Origin of the sequence: Paenisporosarcina sp. OV554 (assembly GCF_003058165.1) — a bacterium.
Taxonomy (GTDB): domain Bacteria; phylum Bacillota; class Bacilli; order Bacillales_A; family Planococcaceae; genus Paenisporosarcina.
On record NZ_QBUC01000023.1, the window covers coordinates 1 to 26,517 of the forward strand.

General features: G+C 37.8%; 26 protein-coding genes and 5 pseudogenes. 9 read left to right on the top strand and 22 right to left on the bottom strand.

Features of this window, described 5'->3' with window-relative positions:
• Nucleotides 1-389 (bottom strand): helix-turn-helix domain-containing protein (locus C8K15_RS16085; protein WP_146173670.1); only part of this gene is annotated, 389 nt, incomplete at its 3' end.
• 331 nt (nt 390-720) lie between these two features.
• Nucleotides 721-845: pseudogene (locus tag C8K15_RS21445) on the bottom strand (IS110 family transposase); the annotation flags it as partial.
• A gap of 256 nt (nt 846-1,101) precedes the next feature.
• Here C8K15_RS21445 and C8K15_RS16090 point away from each other — a divergent pair.
• Nucleotides 1,102-1,392 carry an SRPBCC family protein gene (locus C8K15_RS16090; RefSeq protein WP_108587389.1) on the top strand — a complete coding sequence of 97 codons (291 nt, stop codon included), beginning with the start codon at nt 1,102-1,104 and terminating at the stop codon, nt 1,390-1,392.
• A 211-nt stretch (nt 1,393-1,603) separates the two neighbouring features.
• Here the strand turns inward: C8K15_RS16090 and C8K15_RS16095 are convergent, their stop codons facing one another.
• The 5 genes from C8K15_RS16095 to C8K15_RS16115 all read right to left on the bottom strand — a co-directional run bounded on the left by C8K15_RS16095 (nt 1,604) and on the right by C8K15_RS16115 (nt 3,920).
• A complete protein-coding gene (locus C8K15_RS16095; RefSeq protein WP_108587390.1) occupies nt 1,604-2,065 on the bottom strand; it encodes a GNAT family N-acetyltransferase in 462 nt (153 codons plus the stop codon).
• A 207-nt stretch (nt 2,066-2,272) separates the two neighbouring features.
• The gene (locus C8K15_RS20415) at nt 2,273-2,467 is read right to left on the bottom strand and encodes a hypothetical protein (protein ID WP_158268343.1); all 195 of its coding nucleotides are present in this window, start codon (nt 2,465-2,467) and stop codon (nt 2,273-2,275) included.
• A gap of 74 nt (nt 2,468-2,541) precedes the next feature.
• Nucleotides 2,542-3,033, bottom strand: a complete 492-nt coding sequence (locus C8K15_RS16105; protein ID WP_108587392.1) for a DinB family protein — start codon at nt 3,031-3,033, stop codon at nt 2,542-2,544.
• A gap of 37 nt (nt 3,034-3,070) precedes the next feature.
• Nucleotides 3,071-3,556: a DinB family protein gene (locus C8K15_RS16110; protein ID WP_108587393.1), complete on the bottom strand. Its 486-nt coding sequence runs from the start codon at nt 3,554-3,556 to the stop codon at nt 3,071-3,073.
• A gap of 139 nt (nt 3,557-3,695) precedes the next feature.
• Complete coding sequence (locus C8K15_RS16115) at nt 3,696-3,920, bottom strand: hypothetical protein (protein ID WP_108587394.1); 225 nt, start codon at nt 3,918-3,920, stop codon at nt 3,696-3,698.
• A 253-nt stretch (nt 3,921-4,173) separates the two neighbouring features.
• On the opposite strand from C8K15_RS16115, the gene C8K15_RS16120 reads away from it, so the two are divergent.
• The gene (locus C8K15_RS16120; RefSeq protein WP_108587395.1) at nt 4,174-4,770 is read left to right on the top strand and encodes a hypothetical protein; all 597 of its coding nucleotides are present in this window, start codon (nt 4,174-4,176) and stop codon (nt 4,768-4,770) included.
• 69 nt (nt 4,771-4,839) lie between these two features.
• On the opposite strand, the gene C8K15_RS16125 is transcribed toward C8K15_RS16120, so the two are convergent.
• From C8K15_RS16125 to C8K15_RS20945, 4 genes and pseudogenes are all read right to left on the bottom strand, one after another.
• Complete coding sequence (locus C8K15_RS16125; protein WP_108587396.1) at nt 4,840-5,355, bottom strand: hypothetical protein; 516 nt, start codon at nt 5,353-5,355, stop codon at nt 4,840-4,842.
• 163 nt (nt 5,356-5,518) lie between these two features.
• Complete coding sequence (locus tag C8K15_RS16130) at nt 5,519-6,139, bottom strand: NUDIX hydrolase (RefSeq protein WP_108587397.1); 621 nt, start codon at nt 6,137-6,139, stop codon at nt 5,519-5,521.
• Between the two features lie 103 nt (nt 6,140-6,242).
• Nucleotides 6,243-6,617 (bottom strand): VOC family protein, encoded by a 375-nt coding sequence (locus C8K15_RS20940; RefSeq protein ID WP_233260538.1) that lies wholly within the window; start codon nt 6,615-6,617, stop codon nt 6,243-6,245.
• Between the two features lie 354 nt (nt 6,618-6,971).
• Nucleotides 6,972-7,295 (bottom strand): annotated as a pseudogene (locus tag C8K15_RS20945) (VOC family protein); the annotation flags it as partial.
• Between the two features lie 298 nt (nt 7,296-7,593).
• On the opposite strand from C8K15_RS20945, the gene C8K15_RS16140 reads away from it, so the two are divergent.
• The gene (locus C8K15_RS16140; RefSeq protein ID WP_108587399.1) at nt 7,594-8,829 is read left to right on the top strand and encodes an MFS transporter; all 1,236 of its coding nucleotides are present in this window, start codon (nt 7,594-7,596) and stop codon (nt 8,827-8,829) included.
• 124 nt (nt 8,830-8,953) lie between these two features.
• Here the strand turns inward: C8K15_RS16140 and C8K15_RS16145 are convergent, their stop codons facing one another.
• The 3 genes and pseudogenes from C8K15_RS16145 to C8K15_RS21450 all read right to left on the bottom strand — a co-directional run.
• Nucleotides 8,954-9,337 carry a VOC family protein gene (locus tag C8K15_RS16145; protein WP_108587400.1) on the bottom strand — a complete coding sequence of 128 codons (384 nt, stop codon included), beginning with the start codon at nt 9,335-9,337 and terminating at the stop codon, nt 8,954-8,956.
• 354 nt (nt 9,338-9,691) lie between these two features.
• Nucleotides 9,692-9,901, bottom strand: coding sequence for a hypothetical protein (locus C8K15_RS16150; protein ID WP_108587401.1), 210 nt, complete (start codon nt 9,899-9,901; stop codon nt 9,692-9,694).
• A 69-nt stretch (nt 9,902-9,970) separates the two neighbouring features.
• Nucleotides 9,971-10,042 (bottom strand): annotated as a pseudogene (locus C8K15_RS21450) (YjcZ family sporulation protein); the annotation flags it as partial.
• A 332-nt stretch (nt 10,043-10,374) separates the two neighbouring features.
• Here C8K15_RS21450 and C8K15_RS16160 point away from each other — a divergent pair.
• Together C8K15_RS16160 and C8K15_RS16165 are read left to right on the top strand one after the other, a co-directional pair.
• A pseudogene (locus tag C8K15_RS16160) lies at nt 10,375-10,675 on the top strand (hypothetical protein).
• A gap of 476 nt (nt 10,676-11,151) precedes the next feature.
• Complete coding sequence (locus C8K15_RS16165) at nt 11,152-11,433, top strand: hypothetical protein (RefSeq protein WP_108587402.1); 282 nt, start codon at nt 11,152-11,154, stop codon at nt 11,431-11,433.
• Nucleotides 11,434-11,576: 143 nt separating this feature from the next.
• On the opposite strand, the gene C8K15_RS16170 is transcribed toward C8K15_RS16165, so the two are convergent.
• The 5 genes from C8K15_RS16170 to C8K15_RS16190 all read right to left on the bottom strand — a co-directional run bounded on the left by C8K15_RS16170 (nt 11,577) and on the right by C8K15_RS16190 (nt 19,753).
• Nucleotides 11,577-12,191, bottom strand: a complete 615-nt coding sequence (locus C8K15_RS16170; protein WP_108587403.1) for a chloramphenicol phosphotransferase CPT family protein — start codon at nt 12,189-12,191, stop codon at nt 11,577-11,579.
• A gap of 36 nt (nt 12,192-12,227) precedes the next feature.
• The gene (locus C8K15_RS16175) at nt 12,228-12,986 is read right to left on the bottom strand and encodes a hypothetical protein (RefSeq protein WP_108587404.1); all 759 of its coding nucleotides are present in this window, start codon (nt 12,984-12,986) and stop codon (nt 12,228-12,230) included.
• A 478-nt stretch (nt 12,987-13,464) separates the two neighbouring features.
• Nucleotides 13,465-15,549: an Ig-like domain-containing protein gene (locus tag C8K15_RS16180; RefSeq protein WP_108587405.1), complete on the bottom strand. Its 2,085-nt coding sequence runs from the start codon at nt 15,547-15,549 to the stop codon at nt 13,465-13,467.
• Between the two features lie 471 nt (nt 15,550-16,020).
• Nucleotides 16,021-16,542, bottom strand: a complete 522-nt coding sequence (locus tag C8K15_RS16185; RefSeq protein WP_108587406.1) for a DNA-deoxyinosine glycosylase — start codon at nt 16,540-16,542, stop codon at nt 16,021-16,023.
• A gap of 49 nt (nt 16,543-16,591) precedes the next feature.
• Entirely contained in the window at nt 16,592-19,753 is a 3,162-nt protein-coding gene (locus C8K15_RS16190) for a DEAD/DEAH box helicase (protein ID WP_108587407.1), read from the bottom strand.
• 329 nt (nt 19,754-20,082) lie between these two features.
• Here C8K15_RS16190 and C8K15_RS16195 point away from each other — a divergent pair, with 329 nt between their 5' ends.
• A complete protein-coding gene (locus C8K15_RS16195; RefSeq protein ID WP_108587408.1) occupies nt 20,083-21,558 on the top strand; it encodes a protein adenylyltransferase SelO in 1,476 nt (491 codons plus the stop codon).
• Nucleotides 21,559-21,660: 102 nt separating this feature from the next.
• Here C8K15_RS16195 and C8K15_RS16200 read toward each other — a convergent pair whose 3' ends face one another.
• Both C8K15_RS16200 and C8K15_RS16205 read right to left on the bottom strand, forming a co-directional pair.
• On the bottom strand, nt 21,661-22,410 hold the full coding sequence (locus C8K15_RS16200) for a hypothetical protein (protein ID WP_108587409.1): 750 nt from the start codon (nt 22,408-22,410) through the stop codon (nt 21,661-21,663).
• A 1-nt stretch (nt 22,411) separates the two neighbouring features.
• A complete protein-coding gene (locus C8K15_RS16205; protein ID WP_233260537.1) occupies nt 22,412-23,158 on the bottom strand; it encodes a hypothetical protein in 747 nt (248 codons plus the stop codon).
• Nucleotides 23,159-23,336: 178 nt separating this feature from the next.
• Here C8K15_RS16205 and C8K15_RS16210 point away from each other — a divergent pair.
• Both C8K15_RS16210 and C8K15_RS16215 read left to right on the top strand, forming a co-directional pair.
• Nucleotides 23,337-23,593: pseudogene (locus C8K15_RS16210) on the top strand (protein adenylyltransferase SelO family protein); the annotation flags it as partial.
• 62 nt (nt 23,594-23,655) lie between these two features.
• Nucleotides 23,656-23,889, top strand: coding sequence for a hypothetical protein (locus tag C8K15_RS16215; RefSeq protein ID WP_158268344.1), 234 nt, complete (start codon nt 23,656-23,658; stop codon nt 23,887-23,889).
• A gap of 572 nt (nt 23,890-24,461) precedes the next feature.
• On the opposite strand, the gene C8K15_RS16225 is transcribed toward C8K15_RS16215, so the two are convergent.
• Nucleotides 24,462-25,325 carry an HAD family hydrolase gene (locus C8K15_RS16225; RefSeq protein WP_108587411.1) on the bottom strand — a complete coding sequence of 288 codons (864 nt, stop codon included), beginning with the start codon at nt 25,323-25,325 and terminating at the stop codon, nt 24,462-24,464.
• Between the two features lie 327 nt (nt 25,326-25,652).
• Between C8K15_RS16225 and glcT the strand changes: the two genes are divergently transcribed.
• On the top strand, nt 25,653-26,495 hold the full coding sequence (glcT, locus tag C8K15_RS16230; RefSeq protein WP_108587439.1) for a glucose PTS transporter transcription antiterminator GlcT: 843 nt from the start codon (nt 25,653-25,655) through the stop codon (nt 26,493-26,495).
• The last annotated feature ends 22 nt before the right edge of the window (nt 26,496-26,517 follow it).

A 26,517-nucleotide genomic window follows, 5' to 3' on the forward strand; every position in this document is an offset into this window, starting at 1 on the left:
AAAAGCTGCTCAGCCACAGCAAAAATGTGAACGAAATTTTTGTTTCGAATAGTTTTAGACCTTTCTTCTAATACTGCATCCAAAATGGAGTGGAGTTGTTCTTCAAATCCCATCACTGCACAATTATATAAAAATTGCTCACTTTTCCGCTTATCCAAATACCGGCTAACATTAAAACATTCCTCAGCATAATAAGAATATAAAGCGCCTTCCGTTAGCCCTAGTGAAAGAGTGATTTCATCCAAATTGCACACGGAAAGTGACTGTTTATGATTCAAAATACGGCTTATTTCACTTAAATGGATGCCGGATTGTTTTGCCAAATCTGTTCTACTTAATTTCATTTCTTGCATACATTGGTAAATTTTATCGGAAAGATTGGCATTCATCTTATTCACCAGCTTTCTTGTTGCGTATTTACCTCATGAAATTTGTATTTCATCTGTTACAATCTCTCTAATATCCTATAGCAACCTCTTATTTTTTTCAATTTACAAAATATTATTTCAACTCAATAATTTTTAGTATTTTATTTTAAAAACAGACATTGATATAGATCCCTATTATAACTAATATGTTTTTGCATATTTTTTTGATTGCATACCTTACATAATCCGGCCAAACAAGTCATAGCATCTGAATGACCAATTGTTTTCCATGTATATCCATTTGTCAATCTTGCTAAGCTTTGTGAAACTTCCTTCATTTATGTCACCATTTTCTTTTCGGATGACTAAACCGATCGATTTCACCAATTTCGGAGATAATCGTTACAGCGATTTTCCTATTTCAGGAATCGATTGGACAATCTCGTAGTCTTCTAGTTCATTTGCCAAGGTCACGATACGATTCTCTAAAATCGGATTTTCGGTTCGTTTACACATTTTTTTGGAAATTCCTACGTCAATGGCTATTATTCCTACGTGAGCTTTGTTTTTTCCTACGTCAGTGCGCTTTTTTCCTACGTGAACTTCTATTTTTACAACTGAGCAACCGCTCAGCATTTATTTCTTATATCAATAACAGAATAGATGTTAATGACATGTGTGGATTTGGGTATATATCCATATAAACCATAAAAGTATTTCGGAGGGGCTACTTATGTCGATTTATCATTACAATTTTGAAACCAACTGGATGTTTGAAGCAGACATCGAACAGATTTGGGGACTTATTAATGAGTTTAACTACGGTGAATGGTGGAAGGGATTAGATTCAAAAAGAATAAAGAATGAGTCAACCAAAATTGCGGTTGGGGATCGATTTATGTTGTTTTTTCATACCAAGTTACCTTATCAACTGGCATTCGAATCCGAAGTAGTGAAACTAAAAAGCCCCACCTACCTTGAAATCAAGGCATTTGGAGAGTTAATACCAACAAAAAATGGATGAATACGTTAGCTCCACTATTACGACCCGCTTTTATATGGAACCACAATCAGGTAATGAATGAAGGTGCTAAAGGGATTTCTACGTCATTGGGGGTGAAGTTGATTTCACTATAATAAGAGGCTTTTGGGGAAAGGTGGAATAAGAAAAAAGGGGTATCGGAACCCCTTCATTCTTAGTTTTATACAGTTTTCGATAACTTGAGAATCTTTAGCTAAAGCTGCATCTTTAACCCCTCGTGGGATGCTTTGAAGCCTAAACTCTCATAAAAACGTAAGGCATCTTCCCGTTTTTTATCCGTGGTGAGCTGAACTAAGTGACAACCTCGCTCTTTTGCACGTTGAATTCCAAAGCGAATTAGTTCGGTTCCTAGTCCTTTGCCACGTTCAGAAGAAGATGTTCTCACTCCTTCAATCGTTGCCCTCCATCCACCTTGATGTGTGATATAGGGGGTGAATGTAATTTGTTGAACTCCAATAATTTCTTCTCCGCGACAAGCTACTACCAACTCATTGTTAGGGTCAGCTGTTATCGCCTGAAATGCTTTGATGTAACTGTCTGGAAGTGGTCGTTCGTAACGCTCTCTCTTGCTACCTAAAACATCATCAGCCAGCATTTCCACAATACTATCCAAATCTTGTTTTGTTGCAATTCTAAACTTTAGTTCTGACACCAAAAATCCCCCTCCTCGTTAACCCACATCCAAAACAAGTAGATGTTATAGCTGCCATGTCCGTTCCTTGGCAACTTTACTGACTTGAATGTATAGGTGGATGCGTAATATGAGCTGAGAAGACAGCTTGTCCTGCAGCTCGAGATCTTCAGGTTAAACTTTTTTATTAACTCACATATTTACTTTCAATTTCAGCAAAAAATGCCTTGCTTAACCTACTTCTATGGAGTGAAGTTCTAAAACTAAAACCATGTTATTGAAGAAAGTATGTTCAAATGATTCTATTGCATCTATAAGAGGCTCTTTATTATTTGCAATTTTTGTAGCCAGGTTATTGTAGTCGCCAATCTGACTTTCAACTTTCAAGCGACATTCATCAATATATTGTTGAGTATAGTTATTCATGCAAAGCATATTTTATCTTCATTTCAGCTCTACGTTCTATATAGTAATATCCATCGTTTAGTAGCTGAATTTCTCTAATCTCTAGTTCCTAAAACATCTGTATTTGGAGGTTCATAGCCCATTTGGCGCGCCATAGCTACTATCTGACCCTTATGATGGAATTCGTGAGTGATAGTATGCATAAGTAATTTACCAGGCGTTATTGATATTATTTCTCCTCCTACTCTCCAAGGTATCTCTCTTTGAATTGGCTCATCCATGTTATTCGAGAATACTTCAAATACCTCTTTTACATACGAATCTACTTGATCAAAACGAACTTTTATTTCATCCAAACCTATTTCGGCCAAATCTTCCTTTGCCGTAAGTGGTTTATTTGTTTTTAATAAAATATATGAGCCAAGCCAAGCATGATAACAGTCTGATATATGTACCAGTGAGTCTCTTATACTTTGAAAACCAAATCCATCCACTTGGCGACTAAAATCATTTGATTCTAGTTTACTACAAAATTCAAAAATTACTCCTCGCGTCTGTTTGACCCATTCATATTCAGTTTGATTCACTCCAAACACCCCTTTATGAAAAGAAGATAATGCATGATTATTCCTCTTTTATTTTCCAGCTATTTTGTAACTTCCTAATATAAATGATTTGACCAATATGATATGCGTTATGAGTTGAGACATTACCGAGTACTGCCCACCACTCTACATGTTCAGGGAAACCATTTACTTCACTTTCAACTTTTTCTTCAGTTAATAAACCTTGCCATAGTAACAGCACTTCTAAAAGTTGTTTTTTTAAGTCAGTAAATGTTTGATTTTCAGGAATAATAAAGCTTTTATTATTATTTCCTATGGAAGGCACCGCATTGACGTGAGATTTTTGGTACCTTGTTTGCCATGTTTGATTCCAATATAAGAGATGCTGGACAATTTCAGCAATACTATTACTATTTTCGTTTGGCTTCCAAAATGCTTCGTCCTCAGACAAATTTTCCACTGATCCTGAAAATGGAATGTACCAGCTAGGGTCATTAGCATTTGCTAACAACTGATCGGCTAAAACATCTTTTGCATGAAACATACTCCCACACTCCCTATATGTTAAGTACTTTTCCTACACCGCAAAAATATCTCAATTTATTATTCTTTCTAAAATAATGTGTTATTAGTAGATTCTACAAACTATATTTATTGTCCTGTTATTATTCTTCGATTTATCATTACTTCTTCTTACTTTTATCCACTCGATGATACTCAGAAAGTTGAATGACTCGAACATTTCGTGTATCCAGCTCATGATAAATTCCTCTGCTGTCCGTAAACGAAATGTACCGGCCTCGTTCGCTTTGGATCAACTCTTCTGCTTCTTCTTGGGACTCCATATGGATAAACCTTCTGATGTAATGCTCTTCATCGAAGAAATAAGTTACTTTGAATTCTTTCATGATCATGAACTCCTCACCTATTGGTTATAATCAAATCCTAATTTTCACGTATGGTTCTCTTCGTCAATAACATATAAATTCCCTGCAATATATTCTCTGAGATACTAATTAAAAACTAATGAACTACTGGACAGTCACGAATTATAAGTTAAAATATGTAAAAGATAAAGAGAATAAATAGCAACTAGTATTAGACAATAATCATTAAAAAGGTACTAAACAAATACATTAAATAAAAAAGCGAGGCCTTCATTTGAAACATTTAACCATAGGTATATTCCTTTCGTTATTACTACTTACTGCCTGTTCAAAGGATTCAGCAGGCGATGCACTGATTAAACATGCAGAGCTGACAAAATTTGAAGAAAGTCTTGTTGATCTAACGAGTGAACATTCATTTATTTTTGATATGGAAATAAATAATGAAGAAATCACTGAAATCATTGCGACAGTTGATTATTATGAAAATGGGGAATTTGTGCGTCAGATTGGCAATATGGGTTCAGCGATATCACAAGAAAATATTGAAGACACGATTAGAGTAGCCTTCATTCAGCAACCAATTAATGAAAACGAAGAAAATTGGTTAACATCGATCATGACAGACGATGGTCAATCGTCGGGTACTGTTCTAAATAAAATAGATGGTAAAGCAAGAATAAATTTCGCTGCTGGCTCTGGAGGTGTAAATGAAGGCCCTTTGATTATTGGAGAGAGTAAAGTAATTGGTACTATTGCATACTCAAGTAAAGATGAAATGTCTATTGTGAATGAAATAGAAACAAAAGAAGATTTAAAAAGAGCCACTGATTATGAGCAAGCATATCTCATATCTGTTGAATTACGATAAGTTCCAGGAAACCATAAACTATATATAAAAAAAGAGCGATGACTAAGTCATCGCTTTATTCTTATGTTATTAGATAGCATTCAATACTTTCAATGATGCTAAAACATGATGAAGAAAATCCGGAATGTCACTCATGTGTTCTTCGTTAATTTTATGACTAAATGCTACTTCAATCGTGTTTAAGTACCTTGACGGTTGTTGGTCATAGACGAAACTCAATGTTTGAGTAAGCTTTGCGTCTGGTTCCTCCCAAATATCTGATAGTGCTTGCTCAATCTTCTTACATTCGGTTATATTTCCAACCCGCTTAATAAATCGTATGTACAAGGAACACCCTTGACTTTCATCTGGCGTATCCAATATCTCTGCTGCTAAATCTTCTAAAGAAGCTTCCAATACAATTTCTGCTGTAACCTCTTGTTTATCGACTAGCGTAAAGTGGATGGCAAAATCCCTCGCCATAATCGAAAAGTCCATTCGATCAATCCGGTTCGTAATATCAATCTTGCGTTCTATATTGTCTAAATCATACACAAGATTTTCAAAGGCTACTTTTAAATTCTCAAAAATGGTTGGATCATACATATAAATACCTCCAAATGAAATTCCCTTGAGCTTATCCCTATTCTATCCACTACAGACCGGAAGTATGACAGGCTAGGTGTTTTTGGGTAGAAAGAATAAATACCTTCTATATAATAACTTGCAACCGAAATGTAATTTCGGCTACATATATTAACAAATGGATTTATTCTTTATTTAAGGTATCGATAAAATGTTTTAAAATTCGTGCGGTTAATCCCCAGATTGTATACTGCTCATATTCATAAAACCATTCCTCTATCACCCGTGTTCTCCATTGATACTGATTGCCTTTTGCAATCTTATCGTAAGGGAAATCGGTTAATGGCATGGGTTGCATGGGAACCAAATGTTTATACGGCTGATGATTCAATAGCCATTTGACTGGTACTGTAAATACTTTCTCCACTTCTACTTTGTTGAGTTGATGTGTTAGATGGTCATCGATAATCCCGACAAATGGATATACAACAAAAGACGACGTTGGAATAAAGGCACTCATCTGCCCTAACATCCGGATGCTCGATGGATCAATACCTAACTCTTCATGCGTTTCACGGATGGCTGCGTCTAATGGAGTTGCATCTGTTGGATCGATTCTTCCGCCTGGAAAACTAATATCCCCTGGTTGTTTCCTCATTGTGAGAGAACGTACTTCAAACAGAACATGCCACTCATCATTCACTTGAACAAGCGGAATCAGAACCGCAAAACGCATCGCAGTTTCCTCTCCTATAAAAAGTGGCTGATTTTGACTTAATCCGTTCTTAATCTTTTCCAAGTCCATAATATAACCCCTATCGAATAGTTTCATATACTCCTATGGTAGCATGAAAAAAATTCGAATGATAAGAAGAAGATGCTAATTCAAATTGAAATTATACGCCCAACTACAGCCCAGTAGAACAAAACAGGACGATTCTCCATCCATCTGGATCCTCTATCGTAATTCCGGCATCTTCCCAGTATGGATTTTCCGATTTAACTTCTGGGTACCCCATCTCCTCCAACGTGCTCGCAACCTTATTAATTACATCCCAATTGGGTAAATAAAAAACGAGCAAATTGTCATTGGTTGGAGCAGGGCAAGGTGAACCTGCTTCATGCGCCGTAAACTCCAGATGAAAATTTGTGTCAGGAAGCCCATACATAACACCATCATATCCATTATGTTTCCAGAACTCACCAACCCTCTGTAGCCCCAACCCTGTTTCATAAAACTCAATGATTTTGTCCAGTTGATCTGTCGGTCTCGCAATTCTCATCTGAACCACAGGCAGTTCCCTGGACCAAGACCTTTTCACCTTCACGGTATAGGGTAAACTCGAATGCTTCAAAACCTGATAGTAATCTCCCTCTACTTCAACCACTATTGGATGAATCGTAGCGGGCCTATCTGTCGGGTACCAGTTCCGATCTTCTTTGACTAAAACAAAAGTTCCAAGCTCATCCCCATAAAAGCGAAAAGTATTAGATTCAGCAGGATTTACATTGTTGATTGGTGACAGGAACTCACTCATATCCTCAACACTTTCAGAAGGAAATCCGATTTCACAAACATCCACCCAACCGTGAGTTTCTTCATTTAATGGAATTTCCCGCTCTAGAATCTCGACAATATTCCCGTCTGGATCATTAAAATACACTTGTTTCCCTTTCCAATACCCACTCAAATTCCCTTCGGAATCCGGTAAAAGAGTTATATTCCCTTCTTTCATTTTCATGAACATATACTCATAGAAAGAAAGATTAGTTCTTAAAGCAAAATGATATAAGGGAGCTTCATCATTGCTGGAATGCTGAAACGTAATATGTGTATTTCCAGCTCTAACTGTAAAGAAGCTCTCCTTTGCTCTTACGATTGGCATCTCCAAAGTTTCAGTATAGAACTTTTTCATTTTTTCAATATTGCCGGTCTCCAAAACAATCCTCAGTATTTTCATTTTCAACACCTCAAGTCAATTGTACAAAATCCCCACGACTAAACCATATGTACAATAGTAGGAAAGAATTCTACTTCTTTTGGATGAACGAAATAAAAGATACTCTCTACAGCAAGCAATCCTCCACTGGTTGCAAAAAGGACAAACCACTCTTCTTTCATATGAACAAGCAGAATCAGTGAAATTCAATCCACTAATTATTAGTCTTACCAAGGATAGTCATCTTTCTTTCTTACCAAGTGGTTGCTATACTATATTCATCTGTTTATTTCGAGTCTAGAAGGATTGTAGGTGTATTATGACAACAGTAACAGCAAAAACAACTTCATTAATGGCTTCCAATCCAGTCTATCCAATCATATTTGCGATTGGTGGATGTCATTTATTAAATGATTCGCTCCAATCTGTTATTCCGGCCATGTTTCCGGTCCTCGAGAAGGATCTTGGACTAACGTTTACACAGTTAGGATTAATCGCCTTCGCATTGAATATGGTCGCTTCAGTTCTCCAGCCGGTCGTCGGGTTTTTTAGTGACCTAAAGCCAAGACCATTTTCTCTTCCATTTGGAATGTTTTTATCATTTCTAGGGATGGCAGGACTAGCGTTTGCCCCGCAATACTGGATGATTCTCATTTCCGTCATTTTCATAGGACTTGGTTCTGCCATTTTCCATCCTGAAGGTTCACGTGTATCTTTTATGGCAGCAGGAACTAAAAGAGGCCTGTCTCAATCAATTTATCAAGTTGGTGGAAATTCAGGACAAGCATTAGCACCACTTATCAGTGCATTTATCTTGGTTCCACTTGGTCAAAAAGGAGCCGCTTTATTTTTGTTAGTCGCGGCTCTCGGCATCTTTATATTAATGAAGATTTCATCTTGGTATAAAGCACAGTTAGAACAAGAACGATTACTGAATCGTAAAAGAGTGCTATTGTCTTCAATGGCCAATTTAACGAAAAAACAAATAGGCGTCGCACTTGGCCTCTTACTTATGATCATTTTCGCTCGATCCATTTATGTAACGAATATAACCAGCTTTTATATCTTTCATTTAATAGAAACTTATGGGCTAACGATTCAAAAAGGCCAGCTCATCATCTTCCTATTTCTAGCAGTCGGTGCGGTAGGTACATTTTTCGGGGGGCCATGGGCAGATAAAATGGGTCGGAAAAACGTCATTGTACTATCGCTTTTAGTCCCAATTCCTTTATCCCTGCTCTTGCCATACGTACCATTACCTGCAGTTATTGTTCTGTTAATACTTATTGGATTTTTCATTATGCTAAGTTTTTCAGTAACGGTGGTTTATGCACAAGAACTTGTTCCGAGTAAAATTGGGACAATGGCGGGGTTAACAGTAGGGCTGGCTTTTGGAATGGGGGCAATTGGTGCGGTCGTAATCGGCATATTGATGGACCACATTGGCATCTATCAGACCATGATTGTCATCTCATTTTTACCACTACTTGGACTCGTTGGCCTGGCACTACCTCGTGATCAAAAAATCACTACAGAGCCGGTCATTTCTGAGTGACGTGGTGAGACATTAGAGTACTTTAATAGAAGACACCACCAATCAGGGTTAGCAGATTGGTGGTGTCTTTTAATTTATGAAATTGTAGTGAAACAAGCAACTAATTCACTTTCCCATTCAATTGTTATTCACTTTTTTCCATCACCGCAAAGTAATTGTCTTCACTATCCGCAAAGTTAAATACTCTACCAGAAGGCATGTTTACAATTTCTCCTACGGTAATATTTTTATTGGTTAAGTCGTTATATAATTTATCGAGATCTTCTGTGAAAAACATTAATGAAGGTGTTCCAAGATTTATTCCAGACTCCATTTTAGCAATTAATTCCTTATTGTGCAGTATAATACTTGTTTCAGATTCTTTTGTTGGAGCGATTTGAATCCATCTCATTCCTTGACCATTATCTTCTTCAGAAATTACACTAAACCCCATTTTTTCTGTCCAGAAACTCACTGCTTCATCTTGGTTATTTACATACAACATAATTTGACCGACTTTACTAATCATGCAGTTCCCTCCCCTATTGTGTATTGAAATTATATCACTGTTTAATTATGGAACAAAATGTGATTGCACTCCTTGTGATTATTGAAATACAGATCAGGAAGTGGTCATCTTCGGTCCGAGGTCAAATGTAGGGAGGAATCCTGTCTCTCGACAGGGTTTTCTCCCCAAAGTTAATAGCAAAAAAAGCGTCCTGTAGCGGACGCTTTGCGAGGTTCAAGATTGCAGGTCAAAGGATCTCATTGAACTGTGAATTTTCGGTTCATGAAAAAAAGGTTAGGGGCTAAACAAAGGAGTTATAAAATGTTAGCGGGCTTTCGCTTTTCCGCTATAGTATAAATTACAGTGTTTTATTTTTTAGAATATACGTCTTCTTCTTCTTCCACCTAGAAGAAAAAGAGAAGAGATTAAGAAGAACGGTATAAATCTTCTCCTAAAGCCATCATGAAAAAACATTCCTCTATGTGGGTTAGTTCCTATTCCTTCTATTATTCCTCTATAAACTCCACCATTATGATCAATAACTTCAACATATTGACCTTGGTGTTGCATAATTAAATTTTCCATTTTATCCCTCATTTCTTCGCAAAAATTCTTCTGTTTATGTTGAATGCCTTTTGGAGTAATCAATCTTTATTAATGCCAGATTATTGCACCTACGATAATCAATAGAATGAATAATACGACAATTTGCGTAAAGCTAGAGCCTTACCCCTTAGCCACCGCAGCTATAAGAATCTCCGCACATAATGTCTCACTTCCTGTTGATAGTGTCGAGGCATTCCTATTTATACAATATGCTCTAATATAGAGATTGACTGGACCAATCTAGACTATCTTTTGAATTACCAACTAAGCAATATCAAGCTCGAATTTTATCCTATTTGCGAATTCCATCGAACATTTCAATTACTCTTGTATTTAATAGAGAAAAGGAGGTGAAATTATATGCGTATAGAGGACGTTATGACGTTATTTCAATTGGAGCAAATTGTCTCGTACAAATCAGGAATCGCTTTTTTCTTTTAGTGGAAATCGAAATGGAAGCAGGTAATGTTGAAATCGAGGATTCATGTTCATTCGAATATCTCGACAAGAGGCCGAGATATTGATGGATACAGGAGTCGAGCCTTGTGAAAATAGAACTTCTTTTCCAAGATCGGATGATGTAGAAGTAGAGATTATTTGTATATTGATTGCAAATGGAAAGGCACTTGCAGTTGAGATGTAAAAGACGATACGGATGAAGCAGTTTTTGTCAAAATCTCATTAGAGAAGGCACGGCGTTTAATCTGCAGAGGTGCAAGGCAATGCACAGTTATTGATAGATTGCGGAGTTAAGATTTTTAAAGAGAATTAATAGATTACATTTTTTTTATTTGGCTTAAAAATATGGGAAATCGCTGAACCGCGTTGTATAAGGCATACACTCTAATTCACCCAATATACATCGTTGAGTTGACGGGCTTTTGGCGGTTTCGCTTTTCCTGTCCAATGAATAAATATCCAATTTGTCTTGGGCTTTAGGCAAATGAAAAAAGACCGTCTCTGACGATCTCGTGTTCTTCAACTAAAGCCCCGTTAGATTTAAAGTTCAATTACATCAAAGGTGTATTTACATTATCTTTAACGTTGACGATTTTGATATCTTCTATCTTAAACCAAATAAAATAACTTTTTTTCATCATTCCCCCCTTTTTTTGTTCGCTATTTGCTTCAAAATAATTAGCTATATGGCAGTGCATTATATTTAGTGAATTGCATAAAATTATGGAGCAATCCGCATACTACTTTTTAAAAAAGGATATGATTACTTAATGAATTTCCCTACAATACATACTAACTTTTGGGATGCTATTATCGCAGTCCCAGTCGTACTTATCCTAACTCAATTAATAAAAATTTTTATAAAGCCAAAAAAGACTACGGTTCCTTTTATCGCGCTAATTATCGGGTTATTAATATCCGTTTTCATCAGCCACAGAGGACATCTAATCGCTGGTTTATTTATGGGATGGTTTTATGGGTATGCAGCTATTGGCTCATATGCGTCTCTCAAGACATCCATTAACTCTTTTAGACAACGACCTAGAAAATAACTCTTAGGAAGTGGTTTAATCGAATTATGCTGGAAGTTGAAAGCCAGGTATTAACAGTTTCTGCTTATAGGAATTGTAATCGTGAGTTTGTTTTCTCGGATCAAAACGAGAATATGAGAGCAATTCTTGAGATTTCCTCTGCCTCAACCTACAATCTGCTGAAAAGCTGTAGGGGGTGGGCCATCTTCAAGTCGCCGCAGGATTAAGTTAGCACACTCTTCGGGAAATAGCCTTGAAGTATCGACTTCCAAGTCATAAATACCAGGTACATGAACGAGCTCCTGCCATAAGCTGACTGGCTTTGGCACCATGCCTTCTGCGTTGTATCCGACATGCCAAGTGTCAATCCGTCGTTCCATCACTACATCGATTGGACATCGAACGCCCACGAACAAAACCGGGAGTCCATCTAGTATGTGAGCACACATTGGCAGAATTCCACGGGGGACAGAATACCCGTCATGGTGTCCGACATCCACCACCACATTTATTCCTAAGCGGCTATACGTTGCGATTCCCTCATACATCGCTCGATACATAATCACAATGAGTGGCTCGAGGTCAGGACGTTCACCCCCAGGTCTCAAACCAATCCCAGGCTGATATTTTTCGGGTGTCATCTTCATGAACTGATCGACCCCGATGTTCATCCACAGACCTTCAAAAGTTTCTTGAATTACACTAGCAATGCTGGACTTCCCAGATCTTGGAGTACCATTAAGAATGACAATCTTTCCAGGGTTATCTACTTGTAACACTGTAGATTCCTCCTTACCTTAACTCAACTGTAACCATTACAACGGAGCTTGAACGCCAAAATAATCCTGCAGTTTTCGTTGCATATCTTCCTTATTAGCAGCAAATTGCTTATGTCGGTGACCATTTCCACCCGATGGATGAGGAAAGCCATTTAAGATCGACTCTTTATTAAGATAGCCATGATCAGCAAGATACATTATTACCTTCGAGACGTTAACTCCGAGTGGAATAATGAGTGCGTCATTTAACTTATTTAGCTCACCCGCTGTGTAGTCAAGAATGTGACGTTGAAGTACTTCGGTTTTAAGAATGTTTGGTATCGACCCATTGTAGTTTTTCCCGTTATAGAACACAGGATAAGGTAATACCGACATCGTTTGAACCATATGGCTAGCCGTCTCGAAAAGTTCGCTCGAAGATGATAACCCCAAATAATCGTTCAATCCTAGTTCATCTAGCATTTGAATTAGGTTTTTCCGCATCGGCCCTTCAAAGCTGGAGTTTTTCTTCACTTCATGAAGAACCTCTTCATCCGATAACTGCTGATCCATCACATTCAACACAGTCGAGTAGGATTTCTTCATTTGATGTAAACCTGGAGTAATCCCTACAATCACAACCTTGGCATGCTCGTTTACATATTCAAAAGGAGCATAATAAATTTCAAGCTTTTTCTTCTCATCTTTCTCTAGTAAAAACTGGTCATTGATTAATGCTTCATCAATAAAAGGAACGGGTAAAGACTGGATTAGATTTTTGTATGTTTGGAATTTAGAATAATCTGCGATGCTCATATTTGTCTCCCCTTTTCATTATTTTAATTATACTAAAGTTTCGGAGTTCACTTAATATTTTCAATCAGATTTTGATAGCGATAGCGATAGCGATAGATAGAAATTCATTAGGAGGAATTTATAATGGAAAAATTACACCTTCAAAATTAACAAAAATTCAGTGAAGGAAGATTTACAAAGAAAATCATTTTCAAAAAGGTGTTAGTACTGCCTTCGTATTAAACTTTATGCTTGGACAAAGAACACCTCCCAATAAAACATCCATGTTAGGGGAGGCAAAGAGGTATTTACAATTAACGGACTAGACAAGAAATCATGAAGGTATTCATCTTACACTTTTCATATAGAAGACACCCCCAATCAAACTAACAGTTGATTGGGGGTGTCTTCTTGTTAATGCAATTTAATGGAATAATTTGGTTTGTTTATTGCCAAGATTTGATAAAAGGAACGTAAATAACCAGTCATCTTTTGTTATTTATTTTTTAGTGAAAATTACCTTGTTTAAACCAGAAATATAAATACGATCCCCGGATTTAAGAGTGGTAGTTACACTTGTAACTGCGTAGTCATCACGTTTATTTGCTAGAATTTCATTTACAAGTAAACTATCTCCTCTATATATAATCAAGTTCCCAAATTCACTTGTTGTTGTTATTTTGTATCTACCAGCATTTATATCTTTCCCAACTGTCCAGTACCCCGAATGCAATGTATTTGATTTAACACTTGAGACACGCGTGAATTGTACACTTTCCAGACCCGAAATTTCTATTTTGTCTCCAGATTTTATATCTGTTGTCACAACTGTTACGCCAAATCCATCATCTTCACTCGACAGAATCTCGTTTACATAACGATCGTAGGAGTTTTCAGCAATAAACAAATTCCCGCTACCGGATTTCGTGGTAATTTTATAGCGGCCAGGTGCTAAATCCGTACCTGCTTTCCATGTACCTGAACTTAAATTCTTTACATAAGGCACAGTAATCGAAGCTGTAGTTGTTTTACCATTCGTTGTAGTAGCCGTTATTTTAGCTGTACCAGCACCTACAGCCGTTACTTTTCCTTTGGAATCAACTTTTGCAATTTTTGTATTAGAAGACTTCCATCTTACTGTTTTATTTGTTGTATTGCTTGGACTTACCGATGCAGCTAAAGTTAAGGTTTTTCCTTTAGCTAATGTAGCTGAAGTTTTATTCATCTTAACTGATTTCGCCATAACCGGTGGTGTAACTGTTACTTTTATTTTTACTTCTTTAGCACCTTTAACCGTTGCTATAATCGTTACCGTTCCTTTTGCTTTGCCAGTTACTTTCCCTTTACTATCCACTGTTGCAATCTTTGTATTAGAAGATTTCCATGTTACTGTCTTATCCGTGCTATCTGATGGTGTAACTGTTGCTGTAAGTATCCCAGTCTTGCCTGCCGTTATTGATAAACTTGTTTTGTTTAATTTCACAGTTTTAGTAGATACTTTTACAGTTACTTTTTTAAAAACTTTCACATTATCTTTTGCAGTCGCCGTAATGATAGCTGACCCATTTACAAGTCCTTTAATATTTCCTTTTGAATCCACTGTAGCCACTTTTGTGTTTGAGCTTTTCCATACAACTGTTTTATCCGCCGCATTAGCTGGAGCTACTGTTGCAGTTACTTTTACAGTTTGATTGTTAGAAATATTTAAAGTTGATTTACCTAATTTTAAACTCGTAGGGACAATTTTCGTTACTAAAACGTCAATGCTTTTCTTGATGGATGTTGCGCCTTTTGCTGTTGCCGTAATTGTCGTACTACCGGCTTTAATTGCTTTTACATTTCCTTTTGCATCCACTGTTGCAACTTCCGGATTACTGCTAGTCCAACTTACACTTTTATCAATAGCAGTAGAAGGCATTACAGTAGCTACTAACTGTTGTGTATGGTTTACCACTAATGACAAACTTGATTTGTTTAGCGAAATGCTTTGAGGAACAAGAATTTTCTCTTTAAAACTTATTGTACCTGTCAGCTCTGAGATATAGATTTTATCTCCTGTTGATACCTTGTATTCAGAAGGTTCCTCAGGATATAAATAAAAGGATTCAATTATTTCATATTGTTGATTAGAAATTTCAATATAAGGAATTTCATAATCAGTTGAGTTAACCGCTAAAGTATAGGTTCCCGCTGGAATATCAGTACCAACTTCATAATAACCAGCAGACATATTTTTTAAGTCTACTTTAGAGATTTGCTCTACTGCTATAGTAGAAGCACCATAATCTAGAGAGATTTCTATTTCATCGCCATCTTTTAAATTTGCAGTAAATCGATCAGAGGAATATTTCTTATCACTATTAAGCGTTTCCCAAATTAAATCATCAGTTCCTCTACTAATATTAATAGTAGCGCTACCTTCCGAAATACTGAACGTATTCAATCCTGCGGAAACTTCTTCTCCTACCGTATATGTTCCATCATTTAATGAACTATTACTTTCAGCCTGAACCGTACTGCCTAATGAAATTGATAGCAAAAGCATCATCGTAAAAATTATTTTTATCCATATATTCTTTTTCAAAGATAAATCCTTCTTTCAATTTTTTATTTTATATACACTTTTATGAATTTGGACAGCAAATGCTTTATTTTTATTATTTCGAAATCCGAAATACTCAAATCAATTACATATTATTTTGCAGCTTTTTCATGAATCAAAAGTTTTACTTTCACCTCCGCTTCGCAGTATCTTTAGTATTAGGTAAATGTTACTAAAAATATATTACCATATATTCCTTTTATTAATAGTCTGTATTTAAAATTATTTATCCGGAATTCCAGTACCTCGTTATAATCAGAAGCAGGCCGTGGAAACTCATCATAATTAGATGAGTTCCCTCGGCCTTAGAAGAGAAATGCTTTACTACTTCTTTATTCAGGAAATTTGGAATGGTTTAATCTCTAGTGTTTTGGTAGTGGTAAATTTATCGAACTGTAACAAAAGTTTTTATTTTCTTCATTTACGGATTAAAAACCTCATTTACTATGAAGTTCACGATTGATTGATTACGTACTTCTTGATGATGTTCCATTCTTTTAATTTTTCCTCATATGATTTTACATTTTTACCTGGGGTTGGACTCGTTGAAGGTAATTTTATTAAATCAATGCCAGAAGATGAACTAAGTCCAATATGTTTTTTGAAAACCTCGTATGATTTCCCCCCATTAAATAAGATTAACTTTATATTCGGATGAGATTCCAGGAATTTCTCTATATCATTTGGTTTTTCATATTTAATGTCTGAATCAAGACTGCCTATTCTTTGACACGAATGAATAACATCCCATAATGCGATTTTGTATTCATGAAGGAATGAAATTCTACTACTGTAATCCAATGAATCTTCCTTGTCGAAAATAGTAAATATTATTTTCCAAAAATGATTTCTCTGATTTGCATAATACTGTTTCTTTGTTAACGATTCCACCCCAGGCATTGAACCTAAAATTAAAACCTGGGAGTTCTTATCAATGATTGGATCTAAAGATAAAACCTTTTGGTTATTATTCATTGATCATGGACTCCTTAGTTGGTATGAAATGAAATTTTGAGGAAAGTCTTTATTCTACCATTAATATTTCCCGGATATCTTCTTCTGTCATAGCCTTTAATGGCTCTTCGCCTGCCTGGATCACTTCGTCAATCAGGTTTTGCTTTTTCATTTGAAGTTCGGTGATTTTCTCTTCAATGGTTCCTTTCGCCACCAAGCGGATGACCTGAACTTCATTTTTCTGCCCCATGCGATGTGCCCGGTCTGCAGCTTGCTGCTCGACCGCCGGATTCCACCAAAGGTCATACAGGATAACCGTATCAGCACCTGTCAGATTCAATCCAGTACCACCTGCTTTTAAGGAAATAAGAAATAAATCCCCTTCTCCTTCATTGAACCGGTTGCATAATTCTACACGTTCCATAGGAGGTGTTTTGCCGTCTAAATAAAAATAAGGGTGGCCACTTTTACTCAATCGCTGTGCGATAATACCTAGCATTTGCGTAAACTGGGAAAATATCAAAACCCGTCTTCCTGAGATTCGGCATTCCTCCACAATTTCCATCAATTGATCAAATTTAGCCGACCCACCTTCATATCCTTCAACAAATAAAGCGGGATGGCAGCATAGTTGCCGAAGCCGCGTCAATCCAGCTAAAATTTTGATGCGATTTTTTCTAAAGCTGTCTTTGTTCAAATGCTTTAAAGCATCTTGTTTCAATTCCGCCAAATAAGCGGCATACAACTTCTTCTGGTCTTTTTGCAATTCGGACATCTGAATGATTTCGACTTTATCAGGCAGTTCTTTCAAGACCTCTTTTTTCAACCTCCGTAAAATGAACGGGCGTACTCGTTTTGCAATATCTGCCCGTCTCATCTCGCTATAGAGTCTTCGATTCGGCAACAGTTTCGGAAAGACTACAGAGAAAATCGACCATAATTCATCCAACGAATTTTCGATTGGTGTCCCAGTAAGGGCGAAACGGTATTCTGCCTGAATTACTTTGACCGCTTTTGCCGTCTGGGTAACAGGGTTTTTAAATGCCTGTGCTTCGTCTAAAAATAAAGAGTGAAAGTGTTTGTCACGGTACAGCGCCCTATCCATTCGTAACACTGGGTAAGATGTAATGATGACATCCAATCCCTCACTTTCTTTTAATAAAAACGCTCTTTTTTCTTTATTGCCATCTATAATTCCTGCATTTATAACTGGAGCAAATTTTTTCAGTTCATTCTTCCAGTTATAGACCAAAGATGAAGGTGCTACTATCAATACCGGCAACTTCCGGGCACGAATATCCGGAAGCACCGACAAGATGAAAGTAATGCTTTGCAGTGTTTTGCCAAGTCCCATATCGTCAGCCAGAATGCCTCCAAATTTATACTTGGCCAGCAACTTGAACCATCTGAATCCGACTTTCTGGTAATCACGGAGCACGCTCTCTAAACTCTCCGGCACTTCACTATCCAAGTCCTCAGGACGATGTAAATTTTTCATTAGCTTAGCAAAGGTTTTCCCTGGTTTTACTAGTTGGCCGTTTTCAAGAGACTCTACCAGCTGCATTCCCTGAATCAAAGGTACACGGACTTCTTCCTCATCGAAATTATCTGATGTTATTCCTAAGTCGCGCAGGAAGTCGTTCAATGCCAAGAATTCCTTTGTCTCCAGAGACATTAACGTACCGCTCGGAATCCGGTAATACTTCCGCTTTTCTTCGAGAGACTTCAATAATTTCTTAATTTCTGATTCTGGAATTCCTTGAAGGTCAAAACGGAAAGCCAGCCAATCCGTTCTTTCCCCGATTTCTACTTTGATTTTCGGACCGGCATACGCTTTTTGCACCCGTAGTTTCACCGCGGTCGTGGCATAAATTTGAACCAGTTGTTCTAAATCCGGAACGACGTGAAACAGAAAATGATATTCCGCTTCTTCGTCGTGCATGTAAAAACCACCATCTGTCTGATTAAAAGAGCTACCTTGAATCAGTTTCATGATTTCTTGTTCTTTATTACGCTGTCGTCGGACGCCCGGATAGTGACGGAACTCAACTTCCGTTTCTTCGCATGGATTGATGATCAAATGTCCATAATGGAACTCCACCCCAGCCACCAGGCGATGTTTGATGCGGTCCAAAAACACTTTTGCGCGAAGCGGCGTTTCCACCAGCCGTTCAGTAATCGAATCTGCAATATGTACTGTCCCTAGTCGCTCTAATCCAGGAATGACCGTTTCCAGAAAATGATCCATTTGAGCAGAAGAAATGATGAGCTGCTTTTCAGACCCTTCCATTAGTTCTTTTAATTCGGCCAGACGGTTGATGTCTTCTGCGGACATTTGGATTAATGCGCCTCCAGAAAATGCAGTTTCGTAAGCTTTTAACACTAGAATCTCTTCTAATCCGTCAACATCCAGTTGATAATCACCTAAACGAGCTTGGTCAAATCGAAAAGACAAAGGCAATTCTTTCTCCAAGCGGAGACCGTCAACCGACCTTCCAGCATGGATCACCTTCACTAACGGAACCTTCAGCAATAAAGGCACTAGCTGCTCCCAATCGGAGGCGGAAATGACCAGTGTATCTTCTAATGGATTTAAACCTTCTGCAATGCGCTGGCTTTTCATTAAGAATAGAATGACTGCCTCTGTTTCTTTGTCAAAACTATAGATTTCTGGACTATATAAAAAATCCGGAACGCATTCGTACGAATCACCTTGCTCAACTTTCTTCAAGAATTCTCTTAAGTTTTTGATTCTATCCAATCTTTCGATCCCGGCTTTTATTGTTATCCCCAATACATAGCCTGCCTTCCCGAGAAACACAGGGCTACAGCTAAATTCCACTTGGAGAACTTGCCTCTTATCGAAATGAAGCTGTTTGCCTCTTGGCCTTGGTTTTTGCTGAGTAAATAAACCCAGCATTTTAGCAGACATAGGATTTTCCCGTTGTTGTATTTCATCGATTGCCAAAAGAACACCTGCAATATGATGGCAGTAAGTCGTTACAAATCCGACCGGCGGACAACTGCAAGAAGCGATAATTTTCCCATCTTGCGTTTGTCTCACGCTTATTTGAAACATGCCTCTACCTTCTACAGTTGCCTTAATGGATAAATCGTCCTCTGCATCGGGCTCGAGGAAGATTTTCCCTGCCTGGTTAATGACTTTGCCTCTTTTATAAGCGACCATTCCGCATAGTCTTTTTATTTTTATATCATTTAATGAAAAATTCATGGGATGATCCTTCCTGAAGCTCATGGTCGATTGGAGAAATCAAGTTAATGTCTAAGTGTTTTACTTATTATCTCGAACTGAGGTTTTCGTTACAAGCATCCTGCCACAGGATGTTGAATTCCATGCTCACTTTCATGTTTATGTTCATTACTTATTTTAGTACATACTTAGAAAATGGTTAAAGGACGAAATCTATGAGTTAGAAGGGTATAATAAAATGGAAGAAGTAAACATTAAACAAGATGCCTTTTTATATAGAAAGTAAATAACAAAAAATATCATAAGTGAAAGAAAAAATTCAAAAAGACATTAGAAGAAAAGGTGATAACATGACAGAGGAAAAAGCAATGTTAGAAACAGGATGGAATTTTGACAACAGTTACGCTCGTCTGCCGAATGCATTTTTCACTAGCTTCACTCCAGACGCTGTGCGCTCACCGGGGTTGATTATTTTTAATTCTCCGTTGGCAAAGACTTTAGGATTGAATGGCGAAGCACTGCAAAGCAAATACGGTGTAGCTGAACTTGCTGGAAACAGAATTCCAGAAGGCGCAGCACCTCTAGCTCAAGCATACGCGGGACATCAATTCGGGAATTTTAACATGTTAGGGGATGGCCGGGCTCTACTTCTAGGAGAGCAGATTACTCCTCAAGGTGAGCGCTTTGATATTCAGTTCAAAGGTTCAGGCAGAACGCCATACTCCCGCGGTGGCGATGGTCGGGCAGGACTCGGACCGATGCTACGTGAATATATCATTAGCGAAGCCTTGCATGCGCTTGGTATTCCTACCACCCGCAGTCTAGCAGTGGTGACAACCGGTGAAACAGTACACCGTGAAACAGAATTACAAGGTGCTATTCTGACCCGTGTCGCTGCCAGTCACATCCGTGTCGGTACTTTTCAATACGCTGCAAACTTTGGCTCAATTGAGGAACTTAAAGAACTGGCTGACTACACAATAAAACGCCATTATCCTGAAGTTGAAGCTGATGAGAATCGATATTTATCACTCATTCAGGAAGTAATCAAACGTCAAGCTTCGCTGATTGCTAAATGGCAGTTGGTCGGCTTTATCCACGGGGTGATGAACACCGACAATATGGCCATTAGCGGAGAAACCATTGATTATGGTCCTTGCGCATTTATGGATACCTATGATCCAGCAACTGTATTCAGTTCCATTGACCAGCAAGGCCGCTATGCCTATGGAAATCAGCCGTATATTGGCGGGTGGAATCTTGCACGATTTGCAGAAACTCTATTACCGCTAATACATGACGATCAGAATGAAGCGATCAAAATGGCCACAGAAGCGATTGGAGAATTTAATAACTTCTATCACGCTAATTGGTTTGCAGGAATGAGGGCAAAACTCGGAATCTTTAACGAAGAAGAAGAGGATGAAAAACTTATTGAGGATCTCCTAAATACGATGCAGGAGCATAGTGCGGACTATACCAATACCTTCCGTGCACTAACTTTTGAAACACGGGAAGATAAGGATCTGTTTAATAGCGAAGAATTTACGCAGTGGAATGAGCTTTGGCAAGCGAGACTAAGCAGACAGGAAGAATCAAAAGAGGACTCACAGCAATTGATGCGGAACAGCAACCCTGCGATAATCCCTCGTAATCACCGGGTGGAAGAAGCACTTGAAGCTGCAGTGGAACATGAAGATTATGGCGTGATGGAGAAGCTACTTGAAGTCCTTTCGAAACCTTATGCGCACTCCCAAGAACAAACGGATTTCTGTACAGTACCGGCAGAAATCAATCAGTCTTATCGAACTTATTGTGGTACCTGATTAAAAATCATTCAGCAATAAAATACAAGATAAAATGCCTGTCATCGAGTGAAGTGTGAAATTACTTCATTCGATGACAGGCATTAATAATTACTCGATTTGCTAATCGACTGTCTCAATCTCTAATTCATCCAGGAACCTGATATGCTCAATGTGTTCCTCCCCACCAGTAAAGCCACTTCCAAAGAGCGAATGATCTGGTGGCAGCACTTTGCCGGAACGATCATAGGCCATCCAGCCAAAATACATATAGTTTTCTATATTAAAGGAATTGCTGAACACATCTGGCTGTCTAGCTGTCTCCAACTTCGTATATGAAGCCAAAATGGATGACCATTTATCCGGCAATGGAATAACACCGTATGATGTGTCCGAGAGTTCAACTATTTCCTCGAGCTGGACACCCGGATCATAGTACTCAACTCCTTCGGTGATGCGGAATGTCCGCTCTTTTATCAAATAGAACTTCAGCTTTTCAATGGGTGTTTGAGGAGCGATGTTCCACACTAAGTAGGTAGTGGAGGAATCTCCATCCTCTATTCGCCATGATCTTGGTTCACCCCCGGTATTGACAGATGCGAGATCCCAATCACTTCTCTTCCATACCCAATGACTGACTCCATATTTGTTCTCTTCCGATATAAACGGGACAAATACATGTTTTTCATCAAGCTCGATGGTGTCCTTAATCTCTTTTACATTGGCTTCCGGGAAAATGTGATTGATTTCCTTAATCAATTCTTCCTTATCTGGAAAGGAACCCGGATTGTTAGAAGTAATCCAATATAGTAAACTGATGACCAGTAAAATGGCCAAGACACTTATTAGGACTAGTCGTTTTCTCTTTGACATCTTAATTTCCCCCCTCAATCAGAGAGTCTTTTAAGCGAAAATAATGTTGTTCTTTTGGGGTGGATATCAATAGTCCTTTTCCATCCTCTTCGATATAAACTACGGAGATCAGTCCACTGCCCCATTTGGGGATAGCTCCGATAAGTTGGTAAGGAAACTTTTCTTGTGTGTTGGTCGAATCCTCTCCCAAATTCGCTCCGTAATACCAGTCTGTGCTATGCATCGGTTCTTCAGTGAAATCAAGGATGGATGCCAAAGCATTTTCTTTATCCATCTCCTGATGCTTTACCCCAGGGTGAATGGGAATAATGGAAGCATCGTCAATGTTTGAAAGATAAGTTGACGGTTCACTTCCAGGATACATGACCTGAAAAATAGGAACCGCAAGCAGCGAGAAGATGAGAAGAATAAAGTTGGCTGCAAAACCAAACCAGGCAAAAGGCCGGTAAGTCTGCCACTCCTCGTTCTTTTTCCTGAAATATGCATATAAAACCCATACACCCAGCGGTAAAATCGGTATTCTCATCACCGTACCGAAAATCTCAGTATTGAATGAGAACGAAAACAACCCGACTAGCATGACCACTAGCACTTTCCAGATTTTCGGTTTATCTGATTGCCTGTTATACAAACGATATGCAATCCATGCGATGACACACCACGCTAATATCGTCACACTCACTTCCACCACATTGTTGTTCTCCAAGAAAATCATTCCCCTTATTGCTAAAGATTGCACACGATTCATGCCTTCATAAATCTAATTAGCACCATTTTAATTTCGACAAAGAAACCGAATAACCTTCCAATATTTCTCTTTTTTAAGAATCTGTTCATTTTTAATGTTGGTGTTTTATAAATAGAAGAGAATCGGCTCCCTTCCAATTAACAATATGAGTAGACCTTTTGAAATATTAAAAAGAACGGTGAACACCGACAACATGACCATTAGCGGAGAAACCATTGATTATGGTCCTTGCGCATTTATGGATACCTATGATCCAGCAACTGTATTCAGTTCCATTGACCAGCAAGGTCGCTGCCTATGGGAATCAGCCGTATATCGGCGGGTGGAATCTAGCGCGATTTGCAGAAACTTTATTGCCACTACCTACATGATGATCAGAATGAAGCGATCAAAATGGCAACAGAAGCGATTGGAGAATTTAATATGTTCTATCACGCAAAAAGAAGAAGAAGAAGAAGAAGAAGAAGTCAAAGACAGAACAAATCACTCGAATTCCTGTGTATGTTGGCAATGTTTTTGTAGTCCTTTTAACAGCAGTAGGAATAATGTTTTGGCTAGCAAATCACGTCGAAAAAGAAGATATTTCCTGGGAAATTACTGTCGAATCAACTCTTTGTACATTACCTTCTAAAGTATTGATGGAGTTATACAAATTAAAAAAACTTAACTTGATGAAAAAATTGGCGAATGTGAAAATGAAAATTATGCCATCTATATCTGCAAAAAACTAAGGATGTTCTTTCATTGGAAGAACTGACACCACAAAATTCTTCATTCATTCAGTTGAAAAGATCACTTGTATACTCACGATGGTAAAATCCATATTCACTATACCTTCGTTAATCCTTTACAAGTAGCATAAAGACTCTTCCCCGAAGGGTTAGTTGCCTCTTTTAAAGTGAGTAGCGAGACACCATCTACATGCGTAGTCTGTGGGAAAATATCAACTGTCTGGACTTCTTTCGTTACATAGACTCCGTCTTCTAATAATCTAAGATTCTTGCAAGATTAACTCGGTTGCATGATACATATACCATTCGATACGATTAGGTTTACTCTAGTTCGTTTGAAGCATACTTCATCAAGACTTCCCGTGGAGAAAAGATTACTTAAAAAGCACATCAACTTAATACATTGATGTGCTTTAATATATTAATATTCTTCCAAAAGAGAAACCTCACCTACTTATGATAAGCCTCTTCAGATTAGTTTTAAGTTAGTCTCTTATTAGTGAATGAATAGAAAACGCTGGAGTGAGGGATTGATTATTCTTTTATCCACTTACCATCGTTACAAACTGAAACTAAATTTTCAATGCCAATACATTAGTTTTAAGATATTGATAAACCCCATCTTCATCACAAGTAAATTCTGTTACGTCATCAACTACTTCTTTAATGTGATCTGGTGCATTTTTCATAGCCACCGCGTGATTTACAAATTGGAACATCTTCAAATCGTTGTCACTGTCACCAATCGCTAAGGTTTCACAGCCAGTTAAACCAAAGCGCTCCAGCATCTGTTCGATTCCTGATGCTTTGCTGACGTTTGCGACCATCACTTCTGCATTGTGAGGAGAAGAAGGAGTCATTGTAAATGCCATTTCTTTCTGTAGTTGCTCAAGTTCCATTTTCCAACTATTGATTGCCTCTTTGGTTCTCGAGAAAAAGTAGAACTTCGAAAAATGAGTTCCTGTTATTTCTTCTGTCCAGGCAATTTCTTCTTTAATTGCTTTTTGGCGTGAAATCCACTCATTGATTTCTACGCTTTCGGGTTTTGGCTCTCTCATTTCATTTAACACATAACCTTTATCTTGCTCTAACACCATTCGAGATTCGCCGTATGGGAAAAGTTCATAATATACTTTATTTTCACGTGCTTTCTCTATGATCGTTTCCACCAGATCAAGTGATAGTGAATGTTCAAATACTACTTCCTCACCGATATATCCAGCCATGCCGTTAGCAGTGATAATCGCGTCTACCTCAAATCCTTCAGGCAGCATCTCTCTTAATTCCGTAGCGTTTCTCCCAGTAGCAATAAAAACGAAGATCCCTTTGTTTCGCAGATCGTCTATGATTTCTTTCGTGTGAATGCTTACCTTGTTATGATGGTTTAGGATTGTTCCGTCCATGTCTAAAAAAATAGCCTTAGGTTTTACTACCAAAATGCTTCCTCCTAATATTGTAAATAGAATTTATCTAGCAAGTATACGCTTAGCTATTTCTAAACTCAACGAATGCACAAAAACATAATAAAATTAACAATTTGATTTCTGTTGTATCATGAAAGAAATAGAAAAGTTGCTCTTGTGAGTCTTCCTATATAATAGAACCTAAAGGCGAAAGCATCTACTTTCCAACTACTTCCCAGTTTGATTAAAAGTCGTTATTGAATATAATGAAGGTAACATATCAAGTGCTGAAGAAAAATTGTCCGTTTGCGCAAGTCAATCTGGCAGAAAAAAGAGACCAGACGGCGGATGGGGGCTGAAATGAAAGAGATATTGACGATAGAAAAAGTGCTGAATAATAATGTGGTCATTGCTCATCATGATACATATCAAGAAGTAGTATTAATCGGAAAAGGAATTGGCTTCAACCAGCAAAAAGGAGATTTTATCTCTTTTGATAAAGCGGATAAAACGTTTTTGTTGAAAGATGAAAAGGAAAAGGAGCAATACGTCAACCTGCTTCCTCATATTGAAGAAAACTTGATTGTCTTTATCCAAGAGTTACTTCTTTTTGTCGAAGAACAAATGGGCAAAGATTTGAATGAGCATATTCATGTGGCGTTGACAGACCATCTTGCTTTCGCCATCAGCCGAGCAAAAAAAGATATGCAATTCTCCAATCCATTTCTATATGAAATTGAGGCATTGTATCCAAAAGAATACCAAGTAGCAAAAGGTGTCGTGAAAAAAGTGGAAGACCGGATGGATATTGTTTTTCCAGAGGGAGAAATTGGCTTTATCGCGCTTCATATCCATAGTGCGGTTACAGACAAATCACTTCGTGACATCAACCGGTACAATCTTCTAATTTCAAAACTTGTTGAAATTATCGAAGAAAACCTGTCCATTCATCTGGAAAAGGATGATGTCGATTATCATCGGCTGATCCAGCATCTCCACCGGGCAATTGACCGTGCTCACAAAGGAAATCCCATTGAAAAAGAGAATAAGCTGGAAGAATTGTTGAAAAAAGAATATCCGGTATGCTATAATCTTGCGTGGAAGCTAACAAAAGTGATGCAAAACCAATTGAATAAGCCTGTAGATGAAGCTGAAGTTCTATATTTGACGATTCATCTCCAACGCTTAATAAATAAATCCTAATCAACCATACGTGTTACTGATT